The organism is Marinobacter sp. C1S70 (genome assembly GCF_000475355.1).
GTDB lineage: Bacteria > Pseudomonadota > Gammaproteobacteria > Pseudomonadales > Oleiphilaceae > Marinobacter > Marinobacter nauticus.
Window position 1 is genome coordinate 173,389 of record NZ_AXBW01000001.1, and the last position, 22,463, is coordinate 195,851.

The following is a 22,463-nucleotide window of genomic DNA, read 5'->3' on the forward strand; positions in this document are numbered from 1 at the left end:
GCCCGGTTGGCTACCAGCTTGAGCCCAGATTAACGGGGCAGGGCTTTCAGCATCGTGATAGGCTCATTCATGATTCGTTCATCTGGCTTTTGTCACCATAAACACCATGACCAGACCTCGTTTACATTCATCGCTGTTACCCGCAGACCGGTTTTCACGCCGGGTGTTCCGGGTATTGATGCTGACTCTGTTTGCGGTGAGCGCGCTGCCGTTTGCCCAGGTGGCCTGTGCCGATGATGACGACGACTGGCGGCGCCTGCACCACGAGGTTGAGGCCGGCCGTATCAAACCCCTGAGCGAAATCCTGGACAGCCTTGGCCGCGACTGGCGCGGAGACGTGATCGATGTAGATATCGAGAAAGACGATGGTGAGATCCTCTACGAGATCGAGTTGTTGGGCCCGGAAGGCCAGGTGGTGGAGTTTGAGATCAATGCCCGGACCGGAGAGGTTCTGGAGATAGAGGGCAGGAATATCCAGGGCATGAAACGCTGATGAAAATTCTTCTGGTGGAAGACGATGCCGCGCTGGCACAAGGGCTGGCCGGTAGCTTGCGGGATGCCGGGCTGCTGGTGGAAGTCGCCGGGGAAGGCCGCACGGCCGACTTTCTGGTGAGCACCGAACGTTACGATGCGGTGGTGCTGGACCTGGGCTTGCCGGATGGCAATGGCACCCAGTGGCTGGCCGGTTGGCGGGAGCGGGGTATTGATCTGCCGGTGCTGATTCTGACCGCCCGGGAGCGCTGGTCCGATAAAGCCGCGGGGTTTTCGGCCGGTGCCGATGACTATGTCACCAAGCCCTTTGAAACCGCAGAAATCCTGTTCCGCCTGCGGGCCCTGGTGCGCCGGTCCCACGGCCACGCCCACCCGGTGATTACCGTGGGTGACATTGCTCTGGATACCCACGCGGGGCAGGTCACCCGCTCTGGTATGCCGGTTTCACTCACGGCCCAGGAGTTCAGGCTGTTATCGCATCTGATTCACGCCGCGCCCAGAATCGTGTCCCGCACCGAGTTGTCCGAACATGTCTATGACGGCGACCAGGAGCCGGATTCCAATGTTATCGATGTCCAGGTCAGCCGGTTGCGGCGCAAACTCGGCGCCCAGGCTATCGAGACCATCCGTGGCCAGGGCTATCGCATGAACGGCCACGGAGAACCATCCTGATGCTGACACGTCTGCGCCGCTGGCCGGTGGCGCTGCGGATGCTGGTGTCTGCTCTGGTATTGGTCCTGGTGGTGTTGCCGCTGGCCGGTACCGTATTGGCCTGGAACTTTCACCAGACGCTGAGCCAGTCCTTTGATGAGCGCCTGTTATCGTTCCTGAATGTGGTCATTGCCGGCATTGAGTCTGACCCTCAGACCGGTGAATTGACCCCCGGCCCGCAACTGGGCGATCCGCGCTTCGAGCGGGTGTATTCCGGCTGGTACTGGCAGGTGAACGACAACAGCGGGCGGGTGATCACCTCCCGGTCATTGTGGGATCAGCGACTGCCGCAGATCAGTGGCCGGGGGCCGGACTGGGCCCAGGCCCCGGGGCCACGTGGCCAGCTTCTTCGGATAGTGGAACGGGATGTTCAGTTGCCGGCGTTCGAGGGCTGGTTGTCGGTGTCTGTCGCGGCTGACCAGGGGGAGCTGGATGCCCAGGTTGCGCGCTTCAACCGATTGCTGGTGGTTTCGCTGACCACGCTCGGTACGCTGTTGCTGGTGATGATCGGGTTGCAGATCCGCTGGGGCCTGGCACCGCTTCGGCGCCTGGAGCGGGATCTCCGGGCCATGGAGTCCGGCCAGACCCGTTCACTGACCAGTGATCTGCCCGAAGAACTTGCGCGGCTCTCCGAGGCCATGAATCAGGTGCTTGAACGGGATCAGATACTGATTGAGCGTGGGCGCACGGCTGCGGGCAATCTGGCCCATGCCCTCAAAACGCCGGTGTCTGTGCTTACCACCCTGAGTGATCGTTTGCCGCCGGCACAGAAAACCGCTTTCCGTACAGAACTGAGCCGCATCGATGACGCCGTGCGCCATCATCTGGCCAGGGCTTCAGCGGCCGGACCGGCCGCCCTGGGGCGTGTGGATCTTGGTGAAACCCTGGAGCCGGTGCTGTCGGCACTCAATACTCTCGCGCAACGCCGTGGCGTTACCCTCGAAAGCGACCTGGGCGATACGGGCGCGGTTCGGCTTGAACAACAGGATTTACAGGAAATTGCGGGCAATCTGCTGGAAAATGCCATCAACTGGGCGGAAAGTCAGGTAACGTTTCGGGTTGAAGGCTTGCCGGATGGTCTGGCGCTGATGGTGGAGGATGACGGCCCTGGCCTGTCTGACGCCGATATCGAGCAGGCTCTGACACGGGGCACCCGGCTGGATGAAACCCGGTCCGGTTCCGGTCTGGGCCTGGCGATCGTCAAAGAGCTGGCTGAACTGTATGGCGGCACGCTGACCCTGGCCCGATCTCCCCTCGGAGGGTTACAGGCCAGTGTGCGCTTTCCATCTCACTCATCGTCCAAGGCCCGCGGCGGGCAGTGATGCTCCTCCACCAGCGTGCCTTCATCCACGCTTTCCAGGTGTACATCAAAGCCCCAGAGCCGATGTACGTGCCTCAGCACTTCATCAGTTTCGTTGCCCAGCGGCACCCGGTCTACCGGGATGTGTCGCAGGGTTAACGAACGATCACCGCGAATATCCACACTCCATACCTGAATGTTCGGCTCCCGGTAACTGAGGTTGTATTGGCGCGCCAGCTTTTCCCGCAGCGCACGATAACCGGGCTCATCGTGAATGGCGGTGACGGTGTAGTGGTCTTCCCGATCGTCGCTTTCGATGGCGAACAGCTTCAGGTCACGCATCACCTTCGGTGAGAGAAACTGCTGGATAAAGCTCTCGTCCTTGAAGTTGTGCATGGCGAAATGCAGGGTTTCCAGCCAGTCTGTACCGGCGATGTCCGGGAACCATTCCCGGTCCTCATCGGTAGGGTTTTCACAGATACGTCTAAGGTCGGTGAAGATGGAGAAACCCAGGGTGTAGGGGTTCAGGCCGGAATACCATGGGCTGTTGAACGGGGGCTGGTATACCACGGCGGAGTGGCTTTGCAGGAACTCCAGCATGAAGCCATCGTTCACCAGCCCCTTGTCGTACAACCGGTGCAACAACGTGTAGTGCCAGAACGTGGCCCAGCCCTCGTTCATCACCTGGGTCTGGCGCTGTGGATAGAAATACTGGGCCAGCTTGCGCACGATGCGTACCAGTTCCCGCTGCCAGGTTTCCAGCAACGGCGCGTTTTTCTCGATGAAGTACAACAGGTTTTCCTGAGGCTCCTCCGGGTATCGGGGCCTGCGGCGAACCGGGTCCCCGTCGTCCTCTGCTTTGGGGATGGTTCGCCACAGATCGTTGATGCGGCGTTGCTCGTATTCCTCCCGCTCCTTTTGCCGGCGGGCCTCCTCGGCGGCCGAAATCGGGGCAGGGCGCTTGTAGCGGTCTACACCGTAGTTCATCAGTGCGTGGCAGGAGTCGAGAATCTCTTCCACGGCATCCACGCCGTGTCGCTCCTCGCACTCCGACACATAATGCCGGGCAAACACCAGGTAATCGATGATGGCGCTGGCGTCTGTCCAGGTACGGAACAGATAATTGCCCTTGAAGAACGAGTTGTGGCCATAGCTGGCGTGGGCAATCACCAGGGCCTGCATGGGCAGGGTGTTCTCTTCCATCAGGTAGGCGATACAGGGATTGGAATTGATCACAATCTCATAGGCCAGCCCCATCTGGCCCCGCTGATAGCCCTTGGAGGTTTGCAGAAACTGCTTGCCGAAGGACCAGTGATGATAGCCCACTGGCATGCCGACGGAGCTGTAGGCATCCATCATCTGCTCGGCGGTAATCACTTCAACCTGGTTTGGGTAAGTGTCCAGTCCGAACTCGGCGGCGCATTTGGCAATTTCCTCGTCGTATTTCTGGATCAGTTCGAAGGTCCATTCCGAACTGGTGGAAATGGGCGTACCTGCCTTGGGTTGTTCGCTCTCCGGTGCGTTCGGGCGATCAATCAGGCTGCTCATGCCGCTTTCCTCTCGAACAACTGTCGGAAGACCGGGTAAATGTCTCCAGGATCGGCAATCTGCTGCATGGCAAAGCTCTGGGGAAACTGCTCCATGATCTTCTCGTATTCGTACCAGAGCATCTGGTGATCCTGGGGTGTGATTTCGATATAGGAGTAGTACTGAACCAGCGGCAGAATTCGCTCAGACAGCAGTTTGCCGCAGATGGGTGAGTCGTCGTTCCAGTTGTCGCCGTCGGATGCCTGGGCGGCGTAGATGTTCCATTCCGCTGGCGAGTATCGGGCTTCGACGATCCGGTGCATCAGTTTAAGGGCGCTGGAGACAATGGTGCCCCCGGTTTCCCGGCTGTAGAAGAACTCTTCTTCGTCCACTTCCTTGGCGCTGGTGTGGTGGCGGATAAACACCACTTCGATTTTCTTGTAGTTCTTCTTCAGGAACAGATACAGCAGGATAAAGAAGCGTTTGGCGATGTCCTTGTGCATCTGGGTCATGGAACCGGATACATCCATCAGGCAGAACATCACCGCACTGGTGGCGGGTTTGGGCTGCTTCAGGTGTTGCCTGTAGCGCAGGTCGATCTCGTCAATGAAGGGAATGCGTTTGACGTTGGCTTTCAGCCGCGCAATTTCCTCTTCCAGCACCTTGATCTGGTCTTCATGGCTGAAGGCCGGATCGAGATCATTCGGCGCGCTTTTCAGCGCCTCGAGCTGTTTTTCCAGGTCCCGGATCTTTTTCTTGCGCGCACCGCCCAGGCCCAGACGCCGGGCGTGGGCGCCCCGAAGGGAACGCACCACATCCAGCTTGGCGGGCACTCCCTGGGTGGTGAAGCCCGAGCGTACATAACTGAAGGCTTCGGTGTCCTTGAGTTTTTTCCGGGCCAGATTGGGCAGCTCCAGATCGTCGAACAGGAAGTCGAGAAACTCTTCCTGGGTAATCTGGAAGGCGAACTCATCCATGCCTTCTCCGTCCGGGCTGGCCTGGCCTTGCCCCTGGCCCTGGCCACCGCCGCTCTCGGGTTTGGGGATGGTGTCCCCGGCCACCCATTCCTGATTGCCGGGGTGCACCACCTCTCGCCGGCCACCGTGGCCATGGTGGAAGATAGGTTCGTCAATATCCCGGGTGGGAATGCTTACTTTCTCGCCCCGTTCGATATCGGTGATGGAGCGCTTCTGCACGGCATCCGACACCGCCTTCTTGATGTGGTGGCGGTAACGGCGCAGGAACCGTTCCCGGTTCACTGCGCTCTTGTTCTTGCCGTTCAGGCGCCGGTCAACAATGTGGGTCATACCCATGGTACTGCTCCCGCTGGCCGTTAATGGGATTTCCGGACGCGCAGGTACCACTCGGCAAGCAAGCGAACCTGTTTCTCCGTGTATCCACGGTCAACCATGCGTTCCACAAACTGTTTGTGCTTTTTCTGGTCTTCCTGGCTGGCCTTCGGATTGAAGGAAATCACCGGCAACAGGTCTTCGGTGTTCGAGAACATCTTCTTCTCGATCACGCTGCGCAGCTTCTCATAGCTGAGCCAGGACGGGTTCTTGCCACCGTTGTTGGCCCGGGCCCGCAGCACAAAGTTGACCACTTCGTTGCGGAAGTCCTTGGGGTTGGAAATGCCCGCCGGTTTCTCGATTTTCTCCAGCTCGTCGTTGATGGAGGAGCGGTCCAGAATCTCGCCGGTTTCCGGGTCCCGGAACTCCTGATCCTGAATCCAGAAGTCGGCATAGGTGACATAGCGGTCGAACAGGTTCTGGCCGTACTCGCTGTAGCTTTCCAGATACGCCGTCTGGATTTCCTTGCCGATAAACTGGACGTAGTGGGGCGCCAGGTATTCCTTGATGAAGCGCAGGTATTTTTCCTGCAACTCCGGCTGGAACTGTTCCTGTTCGATCTGCTTTTCCAGCACATAGAGCAGGTGCACCGGGTTGGCGGCAATCTCGGTGGTGTCGAAATTGAATACCTTTGACAGGATCTTGAAGGCAAAGCGGGTAGACAGACCGTCCATGCCTTCCATCACCCCGGCAGCATCCCGGTACTCCTGGATGGACTTGGCCTTGGGGTCGGTGTCCTTGATGCTCTGGCCGTCGTATACCTTCATTTTGGAGAAGATGCTGGAGTTTTCCGGCTCCTTGATCCGGGACAACACCGAGAACTGGGCCAGCATATCAAGAGTGTCAGGTGCGCAGGGCGCTCCGGACAGTGAGCTGTGCTTCAGCAGCTTGCGATAGATTTCAATTTCTTCAGTGACCCGCACACAGTAGGGCACCTTGACGATGTATACCCGGTCCAGGAAGGCTTCGTTGTGCTTGTTATTGCGGAAGGTCTGCCACTCGGATTCATTGGAGTGGGCCAGGATCACGCCGTCGAAGGGCACCGAGCCCATGCCCTCGGTGGTGTTGTAGTTGCCTTCCTGGGTGGCCGTCAACAGCGGATGCAGCACCTTGATGGGTGCCTTGAACATTTCCACAAACTCCATCAGCCCCTGGTTGGCTTTGCACAGGCCGCCGCTGAAGCTGTAGGCATCCGGATCATCCTGGGAATAGTCTTCCAGCATTCGGATGTTGACCTTGCCCACCAGGGCCGAGATGTCCTGGTTGTTGTCGTCGCCCGGCTCGGTCTTGGATACACCGATCTGGTCCAGCACCGAGGGGTAACGTTTAACCACCCGGAACTGGCTGATGTCGCCGCCAAACTCATGCAGGCGCTTGACTGCCCAGGGTGACATGATGTTTTTCAGGTAGCGGCCGGGAATGCCGTATTCCTCTTCCAGAATCGGGCCATCCTCGGCCGGGTCGAACAGGCCTAGCGGGCTTTCGTTTACCGGAGAGCCTTTGATGGCGTAGAAAGGGACCTTCTGCATCAGGGCCTTGAGTTTCTCGGCCAGGGAAGACTTACCGCCGCCAACGGGGCCGAGCAGGTAGAGAATCTGCTTCTTCTCCTCCAGACCCTGGGCTGCGTGGCGGAAGAACGAAACGATGTTTTCGACGGCATCTTCCATGCCGTAAAACTCGTCGAATTCCGGGTAACGCTTGATGACTTTGTTCGAGAAGATGCGTGACAGGCGGGGGTCACGGGAGGTATCGATCAGTTCTGGTTCGCCGATGGCAATCAACATCCGCTCCGCGGCGGTGGCGTATGCCGTTGGGTCCTTTTTGCAGATCTCCAGGTATTCCTCAAGGGAGTATTCCTCCTCCTGAGTCTGTTCATACCGGTCTTTGAAGTGCTGCAGAATGCTCATAGATGGCCCCTCGCTTACTCTTGCCTGTTATAAATTCACGCAATGTCCCCGTTGCTGTTTCGCCGCCTGTCCCGGCGGTGTGTCTGGTTAAGGAATGAATGGGATGGTGTTAAGCAGGTATACGTTATCCGGAGGTTTCCGGCCTGCTTAATCTGAGCTTAGTTCAGAGTTCGGAGGTTGGACAGTGAGCAGTCAAATTAGGTTCATTAAATTATGTTACGGGCGGTAAGCCAGACGGGACACAAGGGACTTACCGCCCATGATCGAAGGTTATTTCTTGACGAGGGTAAAAACACTCTCTGTGGCGCCGTTTCTCAGGCCCCGGCGTTTGGCAAACGGGTTGTCACGGGCCATGTCCCGTTTCAGCACCTGGTTGATCTCATAATCCTCACCGTAAAGCCTGAACACTTCGTCGTCGGTAACGTTGAACGGCGGGCCCTGCATTTCCGAACTGTCGTAATCCAGCGTGATCAGCAGGATTCTGGTGTCGTCCGGAATAATAGCGGTGAGATGATTGACATAGCTCTTGCGCATTTCCGGGGGCAGGGCGATCAGGGCAGCCCGGTCGTACACCAGGCGAATGTGTTTGAGGTCGTCCGGCACCAGCTGGAAATAATCCCCACACCAGATCTGCAGGTCGTCATGGCGGAAGGTGGTAAAGGGTTCACCCGGGTGAACGATGGCTTTCTCCTGCGCTTCCTCGAAAAAATCCTTGCAGGCAACCTCGCTTAACTCCACGCCGATAATCGGATGTCCGCGATCGTGCAGCCACCACATGTCATGGGCCTTGCCGCACAGGGGAACGAACACGGCGTCGGTGCCGTTGCCTGCCAGTTCGGGCCAGTGGTCATGCAGGTACTGATTAACCGTGCCTTCGTGGAAGCCGATTTGGTCTTTTGCCCAGCGTTCGTGCCAGAATTCGTGTTCCATGGGTAGCCTCCCGGAGATTGATCGTTTTCCTCAGTCTACCTTAATCTGTGGGGTCGATGAGTCAGGAGAAAAGTATGAAAGCCGTTTTTCTGGATGCCGAAACACTGGGCGAGGATGTGGATCTGAGCCCCATTGAAAACATCACTGGCGGACTGACCTGCCACCCGCGCACTAACCCCGAGCAGGTGATTCAAAGGATTCAGGGCTTTGATACGGTGCTGGTGAACAAGGTGGTGCTGAACGGCGAACATTTTGAAGCCTGCCCGGAACTGAAAACCATCGCGGTGGTGGCAACCGGTCTCAATAACATCGATCTGGAGGCGGCCAAGGCCCACGACATCAAGGTAATGAACGTTACCAATTATGGCCGTTCCACCGTGGCCCAGCACACCATGGCTCTCATCCTGGCACTGGCCACCCGGCTGCTGGATTACAACCGGGGTGCCCGCAACGGCCAGTGGGCCAAAAGCGATATGTTCTGCCTGATGGACTACCCGATTATGGAGCTGGAAGGCAAAACGCTGGGCATTGTCGGCTACGGCGATCTTGGCCAGGGTGTGGCGGAACGGGCAAAGGCGTTTGGCATGAACATCGTCCTCGGCTGCCGGCCCGGCCAAGAGCCTGGCGAGGTGGATGGCTACCCTCGAATTCCGTTGGATGAACTGTTGGTGCAGGCTGATGTGCTATCACTCCACTGCCTGCTGACAGAAGAAACCCGCAACATGATTGGCGCCCGGGAACTGGGTTTAATGAAGTCGTCGGCACTGCTGATCAACACCAGTAGAGGCGGCTTGGTTGATGAATCGGCTTTGGCTGACGCCTTGCGGAATGGCGATATTGCCGGTGCGGGCTTTGACGTGTTAACCGAAGAACCTCCTCGCAATGGTAACCCGCTGCTGGCAGACAATGTTCCCAATCTGATTCTGACCCCACACTCGGCCTGGGCGAGCCAAGAGGCGCGGCAGCGAATTGTGGAGATTACGGCGCGTAATCTGGCGTCGGTTACCTGAAGTCGGGTGAAGGAAGCCCACCGCCAGGAGGATTTGTCCGGGTGTACAACAAATACCCGGTTTCCGGGTTGTTTACTGACAGCTGCCTGATAAGCTTGAAGAAACACTGACAAGCAGGATGTTACGTGGCTTCCACCCAGATGAAAGAGCGGCTCCAGGCTGCTGAAGACTGGATACTGTCCAATTCCAACCCACCGCAGACCTGGCCCTGGACCTGGCTGTATAAATCCGGGCGCTCGGCTTATGCCCTGATCCGCGATGTGATCAGTGGTCAGCTGACACTGCACGCCATGAGCCTGGTTTACACCACGTTGCTCAGCATTGTGCCGTTGCTCGCCCTGAGCTTTTCCGTGCTGAAAGCGCTGGGTGTGCACCAGCGCATGGAGCCATTCCTGTACCAGTTCTTCCAGCCGATGGGCCCACAGGGTGTGGAGGTGGCTGAGCGAATCCTGGGCTTTGTCGATAATATGAAAGTCGGTGTGTTGGGCTCGGTGGGTCTGGCCTTGTTGGTGTACACCGTCATTTCCCTGGTTCAGAAAATCGAGCGCTCGTTCAACATGATCTGGCGGGTGCCGGAAATGCGCTCCATGGCGCAGCGTTTCAGTAACTATCTGAGCGTCATCATGGTCGGCCCCTTGTTGATGGTTTCGGCTATCGGGGTAACCGCCACCATATTCTCTTCAGAAATCGCTCAGAATCTTATGGCCATCGAGCCGTTTGGTTCGTTGATTGTCCTTGCCAGTCGATTTACACCATTTTTCCTGGTGGTGGGCGCGTTCACCTTTGTTTACATCTTTATCCCTAACACCCGGGTGAAGCTGCGCTACGCGTTTATCGCCGGGCTGGTGGCCGGCGTTTCCTGGCAGGCTGGCGGCATGCTGTTTGCCTCGTTCGTGGCCGGCTCGGCCAAGTATGCGGCCATCTACTCCGGTTTTGCGGTCGGTATCATTCTGCTGATCTGGACGTATCTGAACTGGATGATCCTGCTGCTTGGCGCCAGTCTGGCTTTCTATCTGCAAAACCCGGGGGCCGTAGCCAAGCGCCGGAATGTCCAGCTGGCGCCGGAATTGCAGGAGCGGGTAGGGCTTGCCCTGATGTGGATGGTGGCCAAGCCGTTCAGCCGCGGTGAACCGGCGCCTCAGCAGGAGTCTCTGGAGCAGCAGTTGCGGATTCCCGGCGAAGTCACCCGCAAGATCAGCGACAAGCTGATCCGCGCCGGATTGCTGAATCTGGCGGGGCGAGATGGCGATCAGCTGGTTCCAGGGCGAACACTGGATCTGATTACGGTCGGCAGTGTGCTGCGGGCTGTGCGCAAGGACGAAGACCGGGTGGTGGATCGTCTTCCAGCCGGTGCCATGCCGCGGGAGTTGATCGATCTTGCGCCCACCAGCGATGACGTCAGTTTTGCCAGCCTGCTGAATGCCGATATACCGCCCGGGGCGGACACTGTCAAAGCACCGGCGTCAGGTCCGAACCTGTGAACTTTTGCCTTCCTGGAGCATTCTGAGCAATACCGTACGTACCCTGCCCAGTTGCTCCGGGGACAGGTGCACAATGCGAATCAGATTCTCTTCTGACAGGTTTCTTTGGCGGGCATGGCGCAGCACCTCCCGGGTGCCCAGAAGCAGGCCGTCGGTCAGTGCCGAGTGCGCCTGCCGCGGCGCCGGCCGTTCTGCCGATAACAGCCAGGCATGGTATTTGGGAGGCAGAGTCCAGACATTCGCCAGTAGCTGACAAGTGGCCCACTGATAGCGGGCCAGGGCCAATCTCAGCAACGCCGGCTCCGGTTCACTGCCAGAGCCCCTGGTGCGGTAGATACGCCCCAGTTCCCTGCGAATGGTGATGTACGCCAATGCTGGCAGCAGGCCAACCATGAAGTGGGCGCTGGTGTCGTCCCGGTGAATCTTGGCAATCATTTCCGCCGCTCGGGCGCAGGTCAGGCCCCAGCGCCAGGATCGTTGGGCGAAAAGTGCCTCGCGGCTGTTTCGGGCCGCCATCATAGGCCGCATAACCGCCGCAGCAATCACGTTCCGGATGCCGTCCACACCCAGCACGAACACCGCCTGGTCAACGGATTCTATGACGTGTTCACTCGGGCGGAAGTAGGGGCTGTTGGCCACCTGCAGCAACTGGTCGGTCAGTGACGGGTCACTCAGAATGATGCGGGTAAGCTCTTTGCGTTCGGTGGCGTCATTGGACAGTGCTCGCATCAGCATGGGTAAGCTGCCAGGCTTCCTGGGCAGTTCTTCCATTTCGTTCATTTGCAGGCGCCGCTCGAGCTCGGCCAGTTCCCTTTCGCCACTATCTGTGCCGGCACGAAGTCGCGCGGGTTCCACATCAAGCAGCCAGGTGAACAGGTGGTCTTCCAGTTGGCCAACAATGTCGCCTTCATCGTTGCTATTGCCGGGCTGGCTGGTGCTGGAAGGATTAAAAAGCCGGGTTTCGGAGGCAGCCTGTGGGACGGATTGAGTGCTGTTGAACAGGCCTGATATCCAGGAAAAAAAGCCCGGCATCCCTTGCCTCCGCATAGCGTGTATAAAGAATGGACTGGTTATCTGGCCAGTATAGTAGCGTAATGCAACCCTGCACAGCCCTGACAACGATCAGAAAAAGGACTCGCCAAAGACAAAGACCAGTTGGCACACACCGGCCACCAGACCCAGGAAGGCGCCCACCAGGATCAGTTTGATCTCGTCTTCCTGGAAGCACGGGCGCAGCAGATCCTGGAATTCTTCCGAGGACAGGGCATTCATCCGCTCCACCATGATGGACTCCACCGCCCGGGCACGGTCTCGCTCGAACACGGGGTTGTTGAAGGAACTCTGGGATATCGCGATGGCTTTTTCGCCCACCTGGTTTTTCAGGGTGGCAAAACCCGTTGGGCCGAACGCCATCTGGGTCAGGGCCTTGCCCATGCCTGCGGTTTCATCCACCAGTGGTTTGATGTGTTTTTTCACCATGTTGCGGGCGCGGTCACCTTTGGGTCCTTCGAGGATGGCGTTGATGATGTTGCCCACGGTCAGTATCTCGTGGGTCACGATGTGACAGAAGGATTCCGCCACTTCTGGCTGGCGCTTGAGGAACAGGCCCTGGATGCGCAGAGGGCCGACCTTGTGTTCATGCAGGGGCCGGAAGATCACATTCAGCGCAATCCAGTTGGTGGCCCAGCCCACCAAGAGGCCAAACAGGGGTAGTACCCAGATGGCCGGGTACAGGTACCACACGCCCATCTGGATAATGCCGAACAGAAAGCCGAAGTAGAGGCCGGAATTGATGATGAAGCGGAACTCCACGTCACCGCACTCCAGAAATATCCGGTTGAGCAGCTTTTTATCCCGGGCCAGGCGCTCGATGACCATGCCTTTGATGTCGAGCAGGTCTTCAATGTTGTCGGAGATGTCTTCAACCAGGTTGTCGACCAGTTGCGGGGTGGATTTGCGTACCCGGTCATAGACCATTTTGCGGGCCGAGGCGGGCAGGTTTTCCCAGAAGGTGGGGTATTCCCGCAGCATGAGTTCGTCGACATATTCCTCGATGCGGGGGTCGACGGTGTAGATGATGTGGGCGGCCAGGACTTTTGGGTCGATCTGTTCGAAGATCTCCTGAACGGTACCGATTTTGGAAATGGTGGCATCCACGCTTTTGGCGGCCATTTTGCGGGCTTTGGAGGGAATAATGCCCTGCCAGCCCAGAATCGGTGGCTTGCCGATGAACTCCAGAGGGTAGAAGGTCATTTTGATGGCGAGCCAGTTGGTGCTCCAGCCGATGAGGGCGGCGATCACGGGGATGCTGAGGTATTGCCAAAATTCCGGATTGGTAAGTAGGTCTGTCATCCTGGACTCGCATGTTTATTTGTTTTACCGAAGCCTCGGTGATTTGCAGCTGGTTGCGGTAGGGCTTTCCAAAACACGCTGTTAATACGTCCATGTACGCTCCGCTCCGCCATCCATGGCTCCGCAGGGTTTTGGAAAGCCCTACCGCAACCAGCTGCTCAAGTGCCGGTGGTAGCTTCAGGCTTTTTTGTCAGACAAGAATAATGTTGATCGCCCCCGTGTCTGTCAATGACTGGGATGTCACGACGTGACGCCATGAATAGTCACCCGGCTGTCTCAGGCGCCGATATCCCCCCAGAGCCACTGGCACAGGGCGATGGCGGCAACCGGTGCGGTTTCGGTGCGCAGTACCCGGGGGCCGAGGGCAACGGGCAGAAAGCCGTTGTCCTCGGCCAGGGCGATTTCTTCGGCGGTCAGGCCGCCTTCGGGGCCGATCATCAGGGCGATGCTGGAGGGCTTTTCGAGGGTGTTCAGGGACTGTTCGGTGCGGTGGTGTAGTACAACGCGCAAGTCGCAGGCCTGGGCGTGTTCCAGCCACTGTTGCACGGTCATAACCGGCTGTACTTCAGGAACCCGGGCACGGCCGCACTGTTCGGCGGCGCTGATGGCAACCTGTTGCCAGTGGCGCAGGCGTTTGTCTTCCCGGTCGCCTTTGAGTTTGACCTCGCAGCGTTCGGTGGTCAGTGGCACGATTTCGCTCACGCCCATTTCCACGGCTTTCTGCACGGCGTAGTCCATTCGGTCACCCTTGGACAGGGTCTGTGCCAATATCACTCTGAGGGGGGATTCGGTTTCGTTTTCAGAGGCTTCGGTGACGTCCACCTGCACGTGCTTTTTTCCGGCTTCGGTAATGGTGGCGCGGTAGTCCTGGCCGTCCCCGTTGAAGAGCAGAAGTGCCTGGCCTGCCTGCATGCGTAGGACCCGGCCTACGTGGTTGGCGGCGTTGTCGTCCAGCTGGCACTGGCTGCCGACAGCCAGGGGGCTGTCGGTGAAGATACGCGGGATTCTCATGGCGGCGGTTCTCAGTCCTTGACCGCGATTTCGATGCCTTCGGTGGCCACCTGAGCCAGATGGCGAATCTGTTCTTCGGTGATCACGTAGGGCGGCATGAAGTACAGCACGTTACCTAGGGGGCGCAGGAGAGCCTGGCGGGTGAGTGAATGCTTATACACTCTGATGCCACGGCGTTCCTGCCAGGGGAACGGGGTTTTGCTGGCTTTGTCTTTAACCATTTCAATGGCCATGGTCATGCCGTGCTGGCGGATGTCGCCCACATTCGGGTGGTCGGCCAGGTGAGCCACGGATTCGCTCATGCACCGGGCCAGCTGGCGGTTGTTCTCTATGACGTTCTCGTCCCGGAAGATGTCGAGCGTGGCGAGGGCGACGGCGCAGCCAATGGGGTTGCCGGTGTAGCTGTGGCTGTGCAGGAAGGCGCGCATGGTTTCGTAGTCGTCGTAGAAAGCGTTGTAGACGTTCTCGGTGGTGAGCACCACAGACAGCGGCAGATAGCCGGCAGTCAGTCCTTTGGACAGGCACATGAAATCGGGGGTGATGCCGGATTGTTCGCAGGCGAACAGAGTACCGGTGCGGCCAAAGCCGACGGCAATTTCGTCCGCGATCAGGTGCACCCCGTAACGGTCGCAAGCTTCCCGCAGTTTGGTGTGGTAAATCGGGTGGTGCATGCGCATGCCACCGGCGCACTGGATCAACGGCTCCACCACCACAGCGCAGATTTCGTCGTGTTTCTCGGCCAGCAGTTTGTCCATGGCCTCGAACTGGCGCAGGGCGTACTCTTCATCGGTTTCGCCCGGCTCTTTGTTATACGCGTCTGGTGAGGGGGCGGTCAGCACTTCCATCAGCAGCGGCTGGTAGGTGTCCTTGTAAAGGGCCACGTCGCCCAGGGCCAGCGCGCCCAGGGTTTCGCCATGATAGCTGTTGCTGAGGTTAACGAAGTTCTTCTTGCCCGGTTTGCCGTGGTTTTTCCAGTAGTGGTAACTCATCTTCAGAGCGGCTTCGATGGCCGAGGAACCATTGTCGGCATAGAAACACTTGTTCAGGCCTTCCGGTGTTACCTCGATCAGCCGCTCTGACAGATTAACCACTGGCTCATGGCTGAAACCGGCCAGAATCACATGTTCGAGCTGGCCGATCTGTTCCTGAATGGCGGAGTTGATGCGCGGATTGGCGTGGCCGAACAGGTTAACCCACCAGGAGCTGACGGCGTCGATGTAGCGGTTGCCCTCAAAGTCCTCCAGCCAGACACCTTCGCCCCGTTTGATGGGGATCAGGGGCAGGGTTTCGTGGTCTTTCATCTGGGTGCACGGGTGCCACACGGATTTGAGATCCCGTGCGACCAGATCGGCATTGCGCATTGTAGTCTCCTGTCAGCTCCCGGGCCGTTTGTTCGGTTTGTTAAAATCCTCACATGATACTTGCCCGGGCCATCGCTTAACAGCGCCAGAATGTGAACCAATCGGTCTGGCTTGCTTGCCCGGTTTGCCTGCCCGCCCGGCCAATGTTGCCACGTCCGGCGACCGCAACAATAGGGGTAAGACAGGTTCGGAGGTAATCATGGAACTTAATCTGGAGCACCCCTACGAGCGGGGGCTTGATCAGGTGATCGAGCGTTTCTTCGATGAGGCGCACATACGTAACAAAAACGAGCAGTTGGGCGCCCGCAATCTCAGGGTGACCGAGCTGAAAAAGGACGAAATGTCGGCCAAACTGGTGATCGAGCGGGAAATGACCGCCTCGGCACCGGTGCCGGGTGTGCTTTCCGGTTTCCACCGGGAATGGAACCGGGTGCGGCAGGAAGAGCACTGGTTCCGCAAAGACGATGACGAGTGGCACTGCGAGTTTCGGGTGCGCATTGACGGCGTGCCGGCTAAGATCAAGGGCGCGATGCGGCTGTTGGGCAACGGCGACCGTTGTATCAACTACGTGAGCCTGTCGGTGCTGTGCGAGGTGCCGTTTCTGGGCCGGAAGATTGCGAAGTTTCTGGCGGATGACTCCCACGCCAAGATTGAACGTGAGTATGACGTCATCCGCCAGTTGCTTTGATTAAGCGTCACTGTTCCTTTCAGGCTGACGTTGCGTTCCCGCAACGTCAGCCTCTGACATCTTCTTGCTGATTAATCCCTTCTCCCACACTTCTCCTGAGCTCCATTTTTGTCAGGCAACGCCTGGCTATCGGCGTTGTCTATCACCGTGATTGCAATAATTATAACAAAACAATCTATGCTTATAACTTAAGGTATGGTTAAATGCTGGTCTACACACCGTTACCGCTCAATTTCCCGATTCCTCGATGAGCGGCATGAGGTCTGGGCGCCATCCCACACTGAGTCAGGAACAGCTGGATAATGTTTCCTGATCGTTGATTCGAAAGACAGGGAAGTTCGCACGCTTGTGGAGTTGAACCTGTGCAGAAATTCCAACCTGAATATCAACAGCCTCCCCTTAAAACTCATGACGTGGTCATTATCGGGGCCGGTGCTGGTGGCGTTGCCACGGCTGCCAGCCTTTTAAAGCGCCGGCCAGACCTCGATTTGGCGATCATTGATCCAAGTCAGACACATTATTACCAACCCGGCTGGACAATGGTTGGTGGCGGGGTGTTCTCCGCAGAAAGCACTGTTAGAGAGACGCAAACTATCCTTCCAAAGGGTTGCAAGTGGTACCGGGCAAAGGCCGAATTTATTGATGCAGAGCAGCAACGTGTGAACCTGTCCGACTCTCGCAGTCTTGGATTCCGGCGCCTTGTTGTTGCTCCGGGATTGTTTATGGACTGGGATAGTGTTGAAGGGCTAAAGGATAGTCTTGGTAAACATGGCGTCACCTCCAATTACTGTTATGAGCTCGCGCCTTATACCTGGTCTCTTATCGAAAAGCTCGAACAAGGCAAAGCGCTGTTTATCCAGCCTCCAATGCCTGTTAAGTGTGCAGGCGCCCCCCAGAAGGCTATGTATCTCGCGGCTGACGAGTGGTTGCGCAAAGGTGTTCTGAAAGATATCTCGGTCTCTTATCACTCGGCGGGCAAAGTCCTTTTTGGTGTAGAAGACTATGTTCCGGAATTGAAGAAATACATTGAGCGATATCAGATTAATCTATGCTTTGAAGAGAGACTTGTGGCTGTTGATGGAGCTGCTCAGATAGCGTGTTTCGAACAGAACCCTGATGGTGAAAAACGGATTGTTGAGCGCCCATTCGATATGCTTCATGTGGTGCCGAAACAGTACGCGCCGCCGTTTATTCAAGAGTCTGGCCTGGCTAATGAAGAAGGATGGTTGGATCTGAATCCGGAGACCCTCCAGCATAGGCGCTACCCGAGTATTTATGGGCTGGGTGATGCGAGTGGAACCCCGAATGCCAAGACGATGGCGGCAGTCAGAAAGCAGGCCCCGGTTGTGGCACAGAATATCGTGGACTCTTTGAAGGACAGGGAGTTGAGTGCAGCCTATCTTGGGTATGGATCGTGTCCTCTGACCGTGGAGCGGGGAAAGATCGTTCTCGCGGAGTTTGGCTACGGAGGCAAACTCCAGCCCAGTTTTCCGCGCTGGCTAAACGATGGTACGAAAGCAACACGGATGGCCTGGTTGCTTAAAGCCAAGCAGCTTCCCTGGCTTTATTGGAATGGGATGTTAAAAGGGCGGGAATGGATGGCTGCTCCAGCACCCCGTGATGCGGGATGACGAGGCGTAATATCATGACCGACCGATTGGCCCGTTTTCTGCCGATACTGAACTGGACAAAGGACTATCGGTCCGACACTTTCGTCAGTGACCTGCTAGCGGCGGTTATCGTGACTCTGATGTTAGTGCCTCAGGCACTGGCCTATGCATTGCTGGCGGGTCTTCCGCCAGAAGTGGGGCTATATGCGAGCATGATCCCGTTGGTTGTTTACGCATTATTCGGAACCAGTGCCACGCTTGCTGTCGGGCCAGTGGCCGTTGCTTCGCTGATGACCGCCTCCGCGCTCGGTGGCATCGCTGAAGCGGGTACCCCTGAGTATGTCGGTGCCGCGCTGGTGCTGGCGTCGCTTTCTGGCCTGATGCTGTTCGCTATGGGCCTCTTGCGGCTTGGCTTCCTGGCAAACTTTCTGAGTCATCCGGTGATATCCGGGTTTGTAACCGCATCGGGCATTCTCATCGCTGGCAGTCAACTTGGTCATATCCTGGGTATACAGGGCGGCGGCCATAATCTTATGGAAATGGTCAATGGACTATTGCACCAGATGGGCGGGATTAATCTGCCGACTGTGATCATCGGTGGGGGAGCGCTGGTCTTTCTGTATTGGTGTCGCAAATTCCTCAAACAGGGTCTGACTGCCATCGGACTGTCCGAGCGGCTGGCGGATCTGACAACCAAGGCGGCACCGGTTACTGCAGTTATCGTCACCACAGCGGTTGCCTGGTATTTCGATCTTGGCGCTGCGGGGGTAAACCTGGTGGGAGAAGTGCCCAGCGGTCTTCCCGATATCAGCCTGCCATCAATGGATCCGGGTATCTGGGCGACTCTGGTGCCTGCCGCCATCCTGATCAGTCTGGTAGGGTTTGTAGAGTCTGTTTCGGTAGCACAGACCCTTGCAGCCAAGAGGCGTCAGCGGATTGATCCCGATTCCGAGTTAATTGCCCTGGGTCTGGCTAACGTGGCCGCTGGCGTCAGCGGTGGTTCGCCGGTTTCCGGAGGGTTCTCAAGATCTGTGGTCAATTTCGAGGCGGGTGCCCAGACACCAATCGCCGGTGCGCTTACCGCGGTCGGTATCGCCGTGGCGACGCTTACCCTGACTGGACTGCTCGCATTCCTGCCCAAGGCGACCCTGGCGGCGACCATCATCATTGCCGTGAGCACGCTGATTGACCTGCCGGCTATCAAGCGGACTCTGGCTTACTCGAAGGCGGACGGAGCGGCCATGTTGGCCACGATCATCCTGACCCTGGTTCATGGGGTCGAGGCCGGCATTATTGTGGGAGTTGCGCTGTCGATCGGGCTGTACCTGTATCGTACCAGCCGACCTCACAGTGCGGTGGTGGGACGGATACCGGGTACAGAACACTTCCGGAACGTGCAGCGCCACAGGGTGGAAATCGACGACAGCACTGTTGTTCTGCGAGTAGACGAGAGTCTGTATTTCGCCAACGCCCGTTATCTCGAGGAAACGGTTCTGGAACTGGTGTCCGACAACCCGGAAATGAAAAACCTGGTTTTGGCCTGTCAGGCGGTCAATGAAATTGATGCTTCTGCGCTCGAAAGCCTGGAAGCGATCAATAGCCGTCTGGAAGATGCGGGTATCAGTTTGCATCTATCCGAGGTGAAAGGGCCGGTTATGGATCGACTGAAGCGGACCCATTTCTGTGAGGATCTGACCGGCCAGATTTTTTTCAGTACGTACGACGCATGGAAGGCGCTCGCAAAAAAGCCAACTATTCTTTTTAAACCTAACTGACGATCCTGCTGGAGGTTCCCATGGAACTCGATCCTCTCCTGCTATCGCGAATCCAGTTCGCGTTCGTGGTGTCATTTCACGCCATCTTTCCGGTGTTTACCATCGGTCTGGCCTCCTACATTGCCGTGTTGGAAGGCCTGGGCTTCAAGACCGGTAATCCGGTGTGGCTGAAGCTCTCCACCTTCTGGACCAAGGTCTTTGCCGTGGTGTTCGGCATGGGCGTGGTCTCGGGCATCGTGATGTCGTTCCAGTTCGGTACCAACTGGAGCAACTTCTCCCAGGCCACGGCCAACTTCCTCGGGCCGGTATTGAGCTATGAGGTGATTACAGCGTTCTTCCTGGAAGCGGCGTTCCTGGGCGTGCTGCTGTTCGGCCGTAACAAGGTCCCGGCCGGCGTGCACCTGTTTGCCGCCATCATGGTGGCCACCGGCACCTTCATTTCCTCCTTCTGGATTCTCGCCGCCAATAGCTGGATGCAGACCCCGGCCGGCTTCGAGCTGATTGACGGAGTGTTTCACGTCACCTCCTGGAGCGAGGCGATCTTCAACCCCTCCTTCCAGTACCGGTTCATGCACATGGGCCTGGCCTCGTTCTTGACCGGCAGCTTCGTGGTGGCCGGGGTTAGTGCCTGGTATCTGCTCCGGGGCCGGGAAGTGGAAGCCAACCGCAAGGCGCTGTCCATGTGCCTGTGGCTGATCCTGTTCATTGCACCGGCCCAGCTGGTGGTGGGTGACTTCCACGGCCTGAACACCCTGGAGCACCAGCCCACCAAGGTGGCAGCGATGGAAGGCAACTGGGAGACTTCGTCCAACGTACCGTTGCTACTGTTTGCCATTCCGGACCAGGAAGCCCAGACCAACCATTTCGAGATCGGCATTCCCAGTATGGCCAGCCTCATACTGACTCACGAGTGGGACGGGGTGGTGCCGGGCTTGAAGGACGTTCCGCGTGAGGAACAGCCACCGGTGGCCATTGTGTTCTGGTCGTTCCGGATCATGGTGGGCATCGGTACCCTGATGATTATTGTGGGCCTGACCGGCCTGGCGCTGCGTCGCGGTGGCCGCTACTTCCAGTCCACCTGGTTCTTGCAGGTACTGCGGGTGATGAGCATTGCCCCTTTCGTTGCGGTACTGACCGGCTGGTTTGTGACCGAGGTTGGCCGCGCCCCGTGGCTGGTGTACGGCATCATGGACCAGGCCTCGTCGGTGACGCCGTCACTGACCGGCGGCATGGCGCTGTTTACCCTGATTGGTTACATCGTGGTCTACGCGGCGGTGTTTTCCGCGGGTGTCTACTATTTGATGCGGGTGCTCTACGTGGGGCTCGAAGACCAGCATGACGAGGAAGAGCACGAGGCGGAGCGTCCGGCCCGTCCGCTTTCCGCCGCCCACGTACCGTTCGAATACGGCGAAGAAAAACCAACCAACGCGGCCAAGCAGGGAGGTCACTGACTATGGAACTGTTTGATCTGCCCCTGATCTGGGCATTCATTATCGGCTTCGGCATCATCATGTATGTGCTGATGGATGGCTTTGACCTCGGGGTTGGTATCCTCTTCCCGTTCGCTCCCAGCGAGGGCGACCGGGACACCATGATGAACTCCGTGGCTCCGGTGTGGGATGGCAACGAGACCTGGCTGGTGCTCGGCGGGGCCGGCCTGCTGGCCGCTTTCCCGATGGTTTACACCATTTTCCTGCCGGCGCTGTATATCGGCGTTTTCCTGTTGCTGGCCGGTCTGATATTCAGGGGAGTGGCCTTTGAATTCAGATTCAAGGCCCGAACCTCCAGGTATTTGTGGAACTGGGCCTTCGCTGGCGGTTCTACCATCGCCTCTTTCGCCCAAGGCGCGGTCGTTGGGGCCTACATCCAGGGTTTCAACACGGTTGACGGCGTATACGTTGGTGGCGCCCTGGACTGGCTGACTCCGTTTACCGTGCTCACGGGCCTGGGCATGCTCGCCGGTTACTCACTGCTGGGTTCCACCTGGCTGATCATGAAAACTGAGGGCCGGCTGCAAGAGTGGGCTTACCGGATGACCTTACCGCTACTGGCTATCGTTCTGATTATTTTCGGCGTCATCAGCGTCTGGACCCCATTCGTGGATGACATGGTACGAGAGCGCTGGTTCTCGAATCTGAGTGTAATCTGGATCTTGCCAGTGCTGACCTTGTTGTGTGCGTTTCAGATTTTCCGATCCGTGCGTCGCCGCGTTGAGGGAATGCCATTTGTGGCCACGATGGGGTTGTTTATTACTACTTACCTTGGCCTGGTGGTCAGCCGCTGGCCGTATGTGGTGCCGCCAGAATACACGCTTTGGGATGCGGCCTCCGCCTATGGCTCGCAGATGTTCCTATTGCTGGGTACCTTATTGGTGGTGCCTATCGTGATCACTTATACCGCGTGGACCTATTGGGTTTTCCGCGGGAAAGTGCGAGCCGGTGAGGGTTACCACTGATGAAAAAAGCCGCCTTCGGAATCGGAGGCGGCTTTTTCAATTAGATTTTGGTTTGTTGAATGGCTGATCAATCGAAATCGGGTAACTCTGGTTTCACTACGGGCTTGCCAGCTTCCTGCCATGCCTCGATCCCTCCGGAAATGGACTGTACGTGAATGTAACCCATTTCTTTCATGGCCCTGGCCGAAAGCGCGGAACGGCCACTGTTCTTGCAGTAGATCACCATGTTCAACCCGCGATCCTCCAGGGCTGGATCATTGGTTAGCTTGAACTCCAGAATGCCTCTGGGGATGTTAACCGCACCGGGAATGTGGCCTGCGTGGTATTCGTCAGCTTCTCGGACATCGATGAGCATGTCCGCCTGCTTAATCAGTTCATCTGCCTGATCCAATGGAACTTCACGAATCTCTTGTTTGGCATCAGCGACTAGGTCGTGAACACTTTTCATTTTCCACCTCTTGATAAAAAAGCCGCCAGCACCAGGGTGATAGCGGCCAGACATAC

19 protein-coding genes are annotated in these 22,463 nt (G+C 57.6%); 10 read left to right on the forward strand and 9 right to left on the reverse strand.

Annotated elements, in window-relative coordinates:
* Positions 1-106 precede the first annotated feature (106 nt).
* From Q669_RS00830 to Q669_RS00840, 3 genes are read left to right on the forward strand one after another with little or no spacing between them, the layout of a single operon-like run.
* Complete coding sequence (locus Q669_RS00830) at positions 107-493, forward strand: PepSY domain-containing protein (RefSeq protein ID WP_036148083.1); 387 nt, start codon at positions 107-109, stop codon at positions 491-493.
* Complete coding sequence (locus tag Q669_RS00835; RefSeq protein ID WP_022990876.1) at positions 493-1,164, forward strand: response regulator transcription factor; 672 nt, start codon at positions 493-495, stop codon at positions 1,162-1,164. The genes Q669_RS00830 and Q669_RS00835 overlap by 1 nt, the downstream gene beginning before the upstream one ends.
* Positions 1,164-2,525, forward strand: a complete 1,362-nt coding sequence (locus tag Q669_RS00840) for a sensor histidine kinase (protein WP_022990877.1) — start codon at positions 1,164-1,166, stop codon at positions 2,523-2,525. The genes Q669_RS00835 and Q669_RS00840 overlap by 1 nt, the downstream gene beginning before the upstream one ends.
* Here the strand turns inward: Q669_RS00840 and Q669_RS00845 are convergent.
* The 4 genes from Q669_RS00845 to tmpT form a co-directional block, all read right to left on the reverse strand.
* Positions 2,492-4,051: a SpoVR family protein gene (locus tag Q669_RS00845; protein ID WP_022990878.1), complete on the reverse strand. Its 1,560-nt coding sequence runs from the start codon at positions 4,049-4,051 to the stop codon at positions 2,492-2,494. The genes Q669_RS00840 and Q669_RS00845 overlap by 34 nt on opposite strands.
* A complete protein-coding gene (locus Q669_RS00850; RefSeq protein WP_022990879.1) occupies positions 4,048-5,343 on the reverse strand; it encodes a YeaH/YhbH family protein in 1,296 nt (431 codons plus the stop codon). The genes Q669_RS00845 and Q669_RS00850 overlap by 4 nt, the downstream gene beginning before the upstream one ends.
* 20 nt (positions 5,344-5,363) lie before the next feature.
* A complete protein-coding gene (locus Q669_RS00855) occupies positions 5,364-7,286 on the reverse strand; it encodes a PrkA family serine protein kinase (protein WP_011786498.1) in 1,923 nt (640 codons plus the stop codon).
* Positions 7,287-7,556: 270 nt separating this feature from the next.
* Positions 7,557-8,216, reverse strand: a complete 660-nt coding sequence (gene tmpT, locus Q669_RS00860) for a thiopurine S-methyltransferase (RefSeq protein ID WP_022990880.1) — start codon at positions 8,214-8,216, stop codon at positions 7,557-7,559.
* A gap of 74 nt (positions 8,217-8,290) precedes the next feature.
* On the opposite strand from tmpT, the gene Q669_RS00865 reads away from it, so the two are divergent.
* Together Q669_RS00865 and Q669_RS00870 are read left to right on the forward strand one after the other, a co-directional pair.
* Positions 8,291-9,226, forward strand: a complete 936-nt coding sequence (locus Q669_RS00865) for a D-2-hydroxyacid dehydrogenase (protein ID WP_022990881.1) — start codon at positions 8,291-8,293, stop codon at positions 9,224-9,226.
* A gap of 125 nt (positions 9,227-9,351) precedes the next feature.
* On the forward strand, positions 9,352-10,707 hold the full coding sequence (locus Q669_RS00870) for a YihY/virulence factor BrkB family protein (protein WP_022990882.1): 1,356 nt from the start codon (positions 9,352-9,354) through the stop codon (positions 10,705-10,707).
* On the opposite strand, the gene Q669_RS00875 is transcribed toward Q669_RS00870, so the two are convergent.
* The 4 genes from Q669_RS00875 to Q669_RS00890 all read right to left on the reverse strand — a co-directional run bounded on the left by Q669_RS00875 (position 10,690) and on the right by Q669_RS00890 (position 15,431).
* The gene (locus Q669_RS00875; protein ID WP_022990883.1) at positions 10,690-11,739 is read right to left on the reverse strand and encodes an HDOD domain-containing protein; all 1,050 of its coding nucleotides are present in this window, start codon (positions 11,737-11,739) and stop codon (positions 10,690-10,692) included. The genes Q669_RS00870 and Q669_RS00875 overlap by 18 nt on opposite strands.
* Positions 11,740-11,829: 90 nt before the next feature.
* Positions 11,830-13,059 (reverse strand): hypothetical protein, encoded by a 1,230-nt coding sequence (locus Q669_RS00880; protein ID WP_022990884.1) that lies wholly within the window; start codon positions 13,057-13,059, stop codon positions 11,830-11,832.
* A 276-nt stretch (positions 13,060-13,335) separates the two neighbouring features.
* Positions 13,336-14,070: a 16S rRNA (uracil(1498)-N(3))-methyltransferase gene (locus Q669_RS00885; protein WP_022990885.1), complete on the reverse strand. Its 735-nt coding sequence runs from the start codon at positions 14,068-14,070 to the stop codon at positions 13,336-13,338.
* Between the two features lie 11 nt (positions 14,071-14,081).
* Positions 14,082-15,431: an adenosylmethionine--8-amino-7-oxononanoate transaminase gene (locus Q669_RS00890; RefSeq protein WP_022990886.1), complete on the reverse strand. Its 1,350-nt coding sequence runs from the start codon at positions 15,429-15,431 to the stop codon at positions 14,082-14,084.
* A gap of 199 nt (positions 15,432-15,630) precedes the next feature.
* Between Q669_RS00890 and Q669_RS00895 the strand changes: the two genes are divergently transcribed.
* The 5 genes from Q669_RS00895 to cydB all read left to right on the forward strand — a co-directional run bounded on the left by Q669_RS00895 (position 15,631) and on the right by cydB (position 21,959).
* Complete coding sequence (locus Q669_RS00895; RefSeq protein ID WP_011786490.1) at positions 15,631-16,119, forward strand: DUF2505 domain-containing protein; 489 nt, start codon at positions 15,631-15,633, stop codon at positions 16,117-16,119.
* Between the two features lie 362 nt (positions 16,120-16,481).
* Entirely contained in the window at positions 16,482-17,750 is a 1,269-nt protein-coding gene (locus Q669_RS00900) for an FAD/NAD(P)-binding oxidoreductase (RefSeq protein ID WP_022990887.1), read from the forward strand.
* A 14-nt stretch (positions 17,751-17,764) separates the two neighbouring features.
* Positions 17,765-19,504, forward strand: coding sequence for a SulP family inorganic anion transporter (locus Q669_RS00905; protein ID WP_022990888.1), 1,740 nt, complete (start codon positions 17,765-17,767; stop codon positions 19,502-19,504).
* 20 nt (positions 19,505-19,524) lie between these two features.
* Positions 19,525-20,955, forward strand: coding sequence for a cytochrome ubiquinol oxidase subunit I (locus tag Q669_RS00910; RefSeq protein WP_022990889.1), 1,431 nt, complete (start codon positions 19,525-19,527; stop codon positions 20,953-20,955).
* 2 nt (positions 20,956-20,957) lie between these two features.
* The gene (gene cydB / locus Q669_RS00915; RefSeq protein ID WP_022990890.1) at positions 20,958-21,959 is read left to right on the forward strand and encodes a cytochrome d ubiquinol oxidase subunit II; all 1,002 of its coding nucleotides are present in this window, start codon (positions 20,958-20,960) and stop codon (positions 21,957-21,959) included.
* A gap of 67 nt (positions 21,960-22,026) precedes the next feature.
* Here the strand turns inward: cydB and Q669_RS00920 are convergent, their stop codons facing one another.
* A complete protein-coding gene (locus Q669_RS00920; protein WP_022990891.1) occupies positions 22,027-22,407 on the reverse strand; it encodes a rhodanese-like domain-containing protein in 381 nt (126 codons plus the stop codon).
* Positions 22,408-22,463 lie beyond the last annotated feature (56 nt).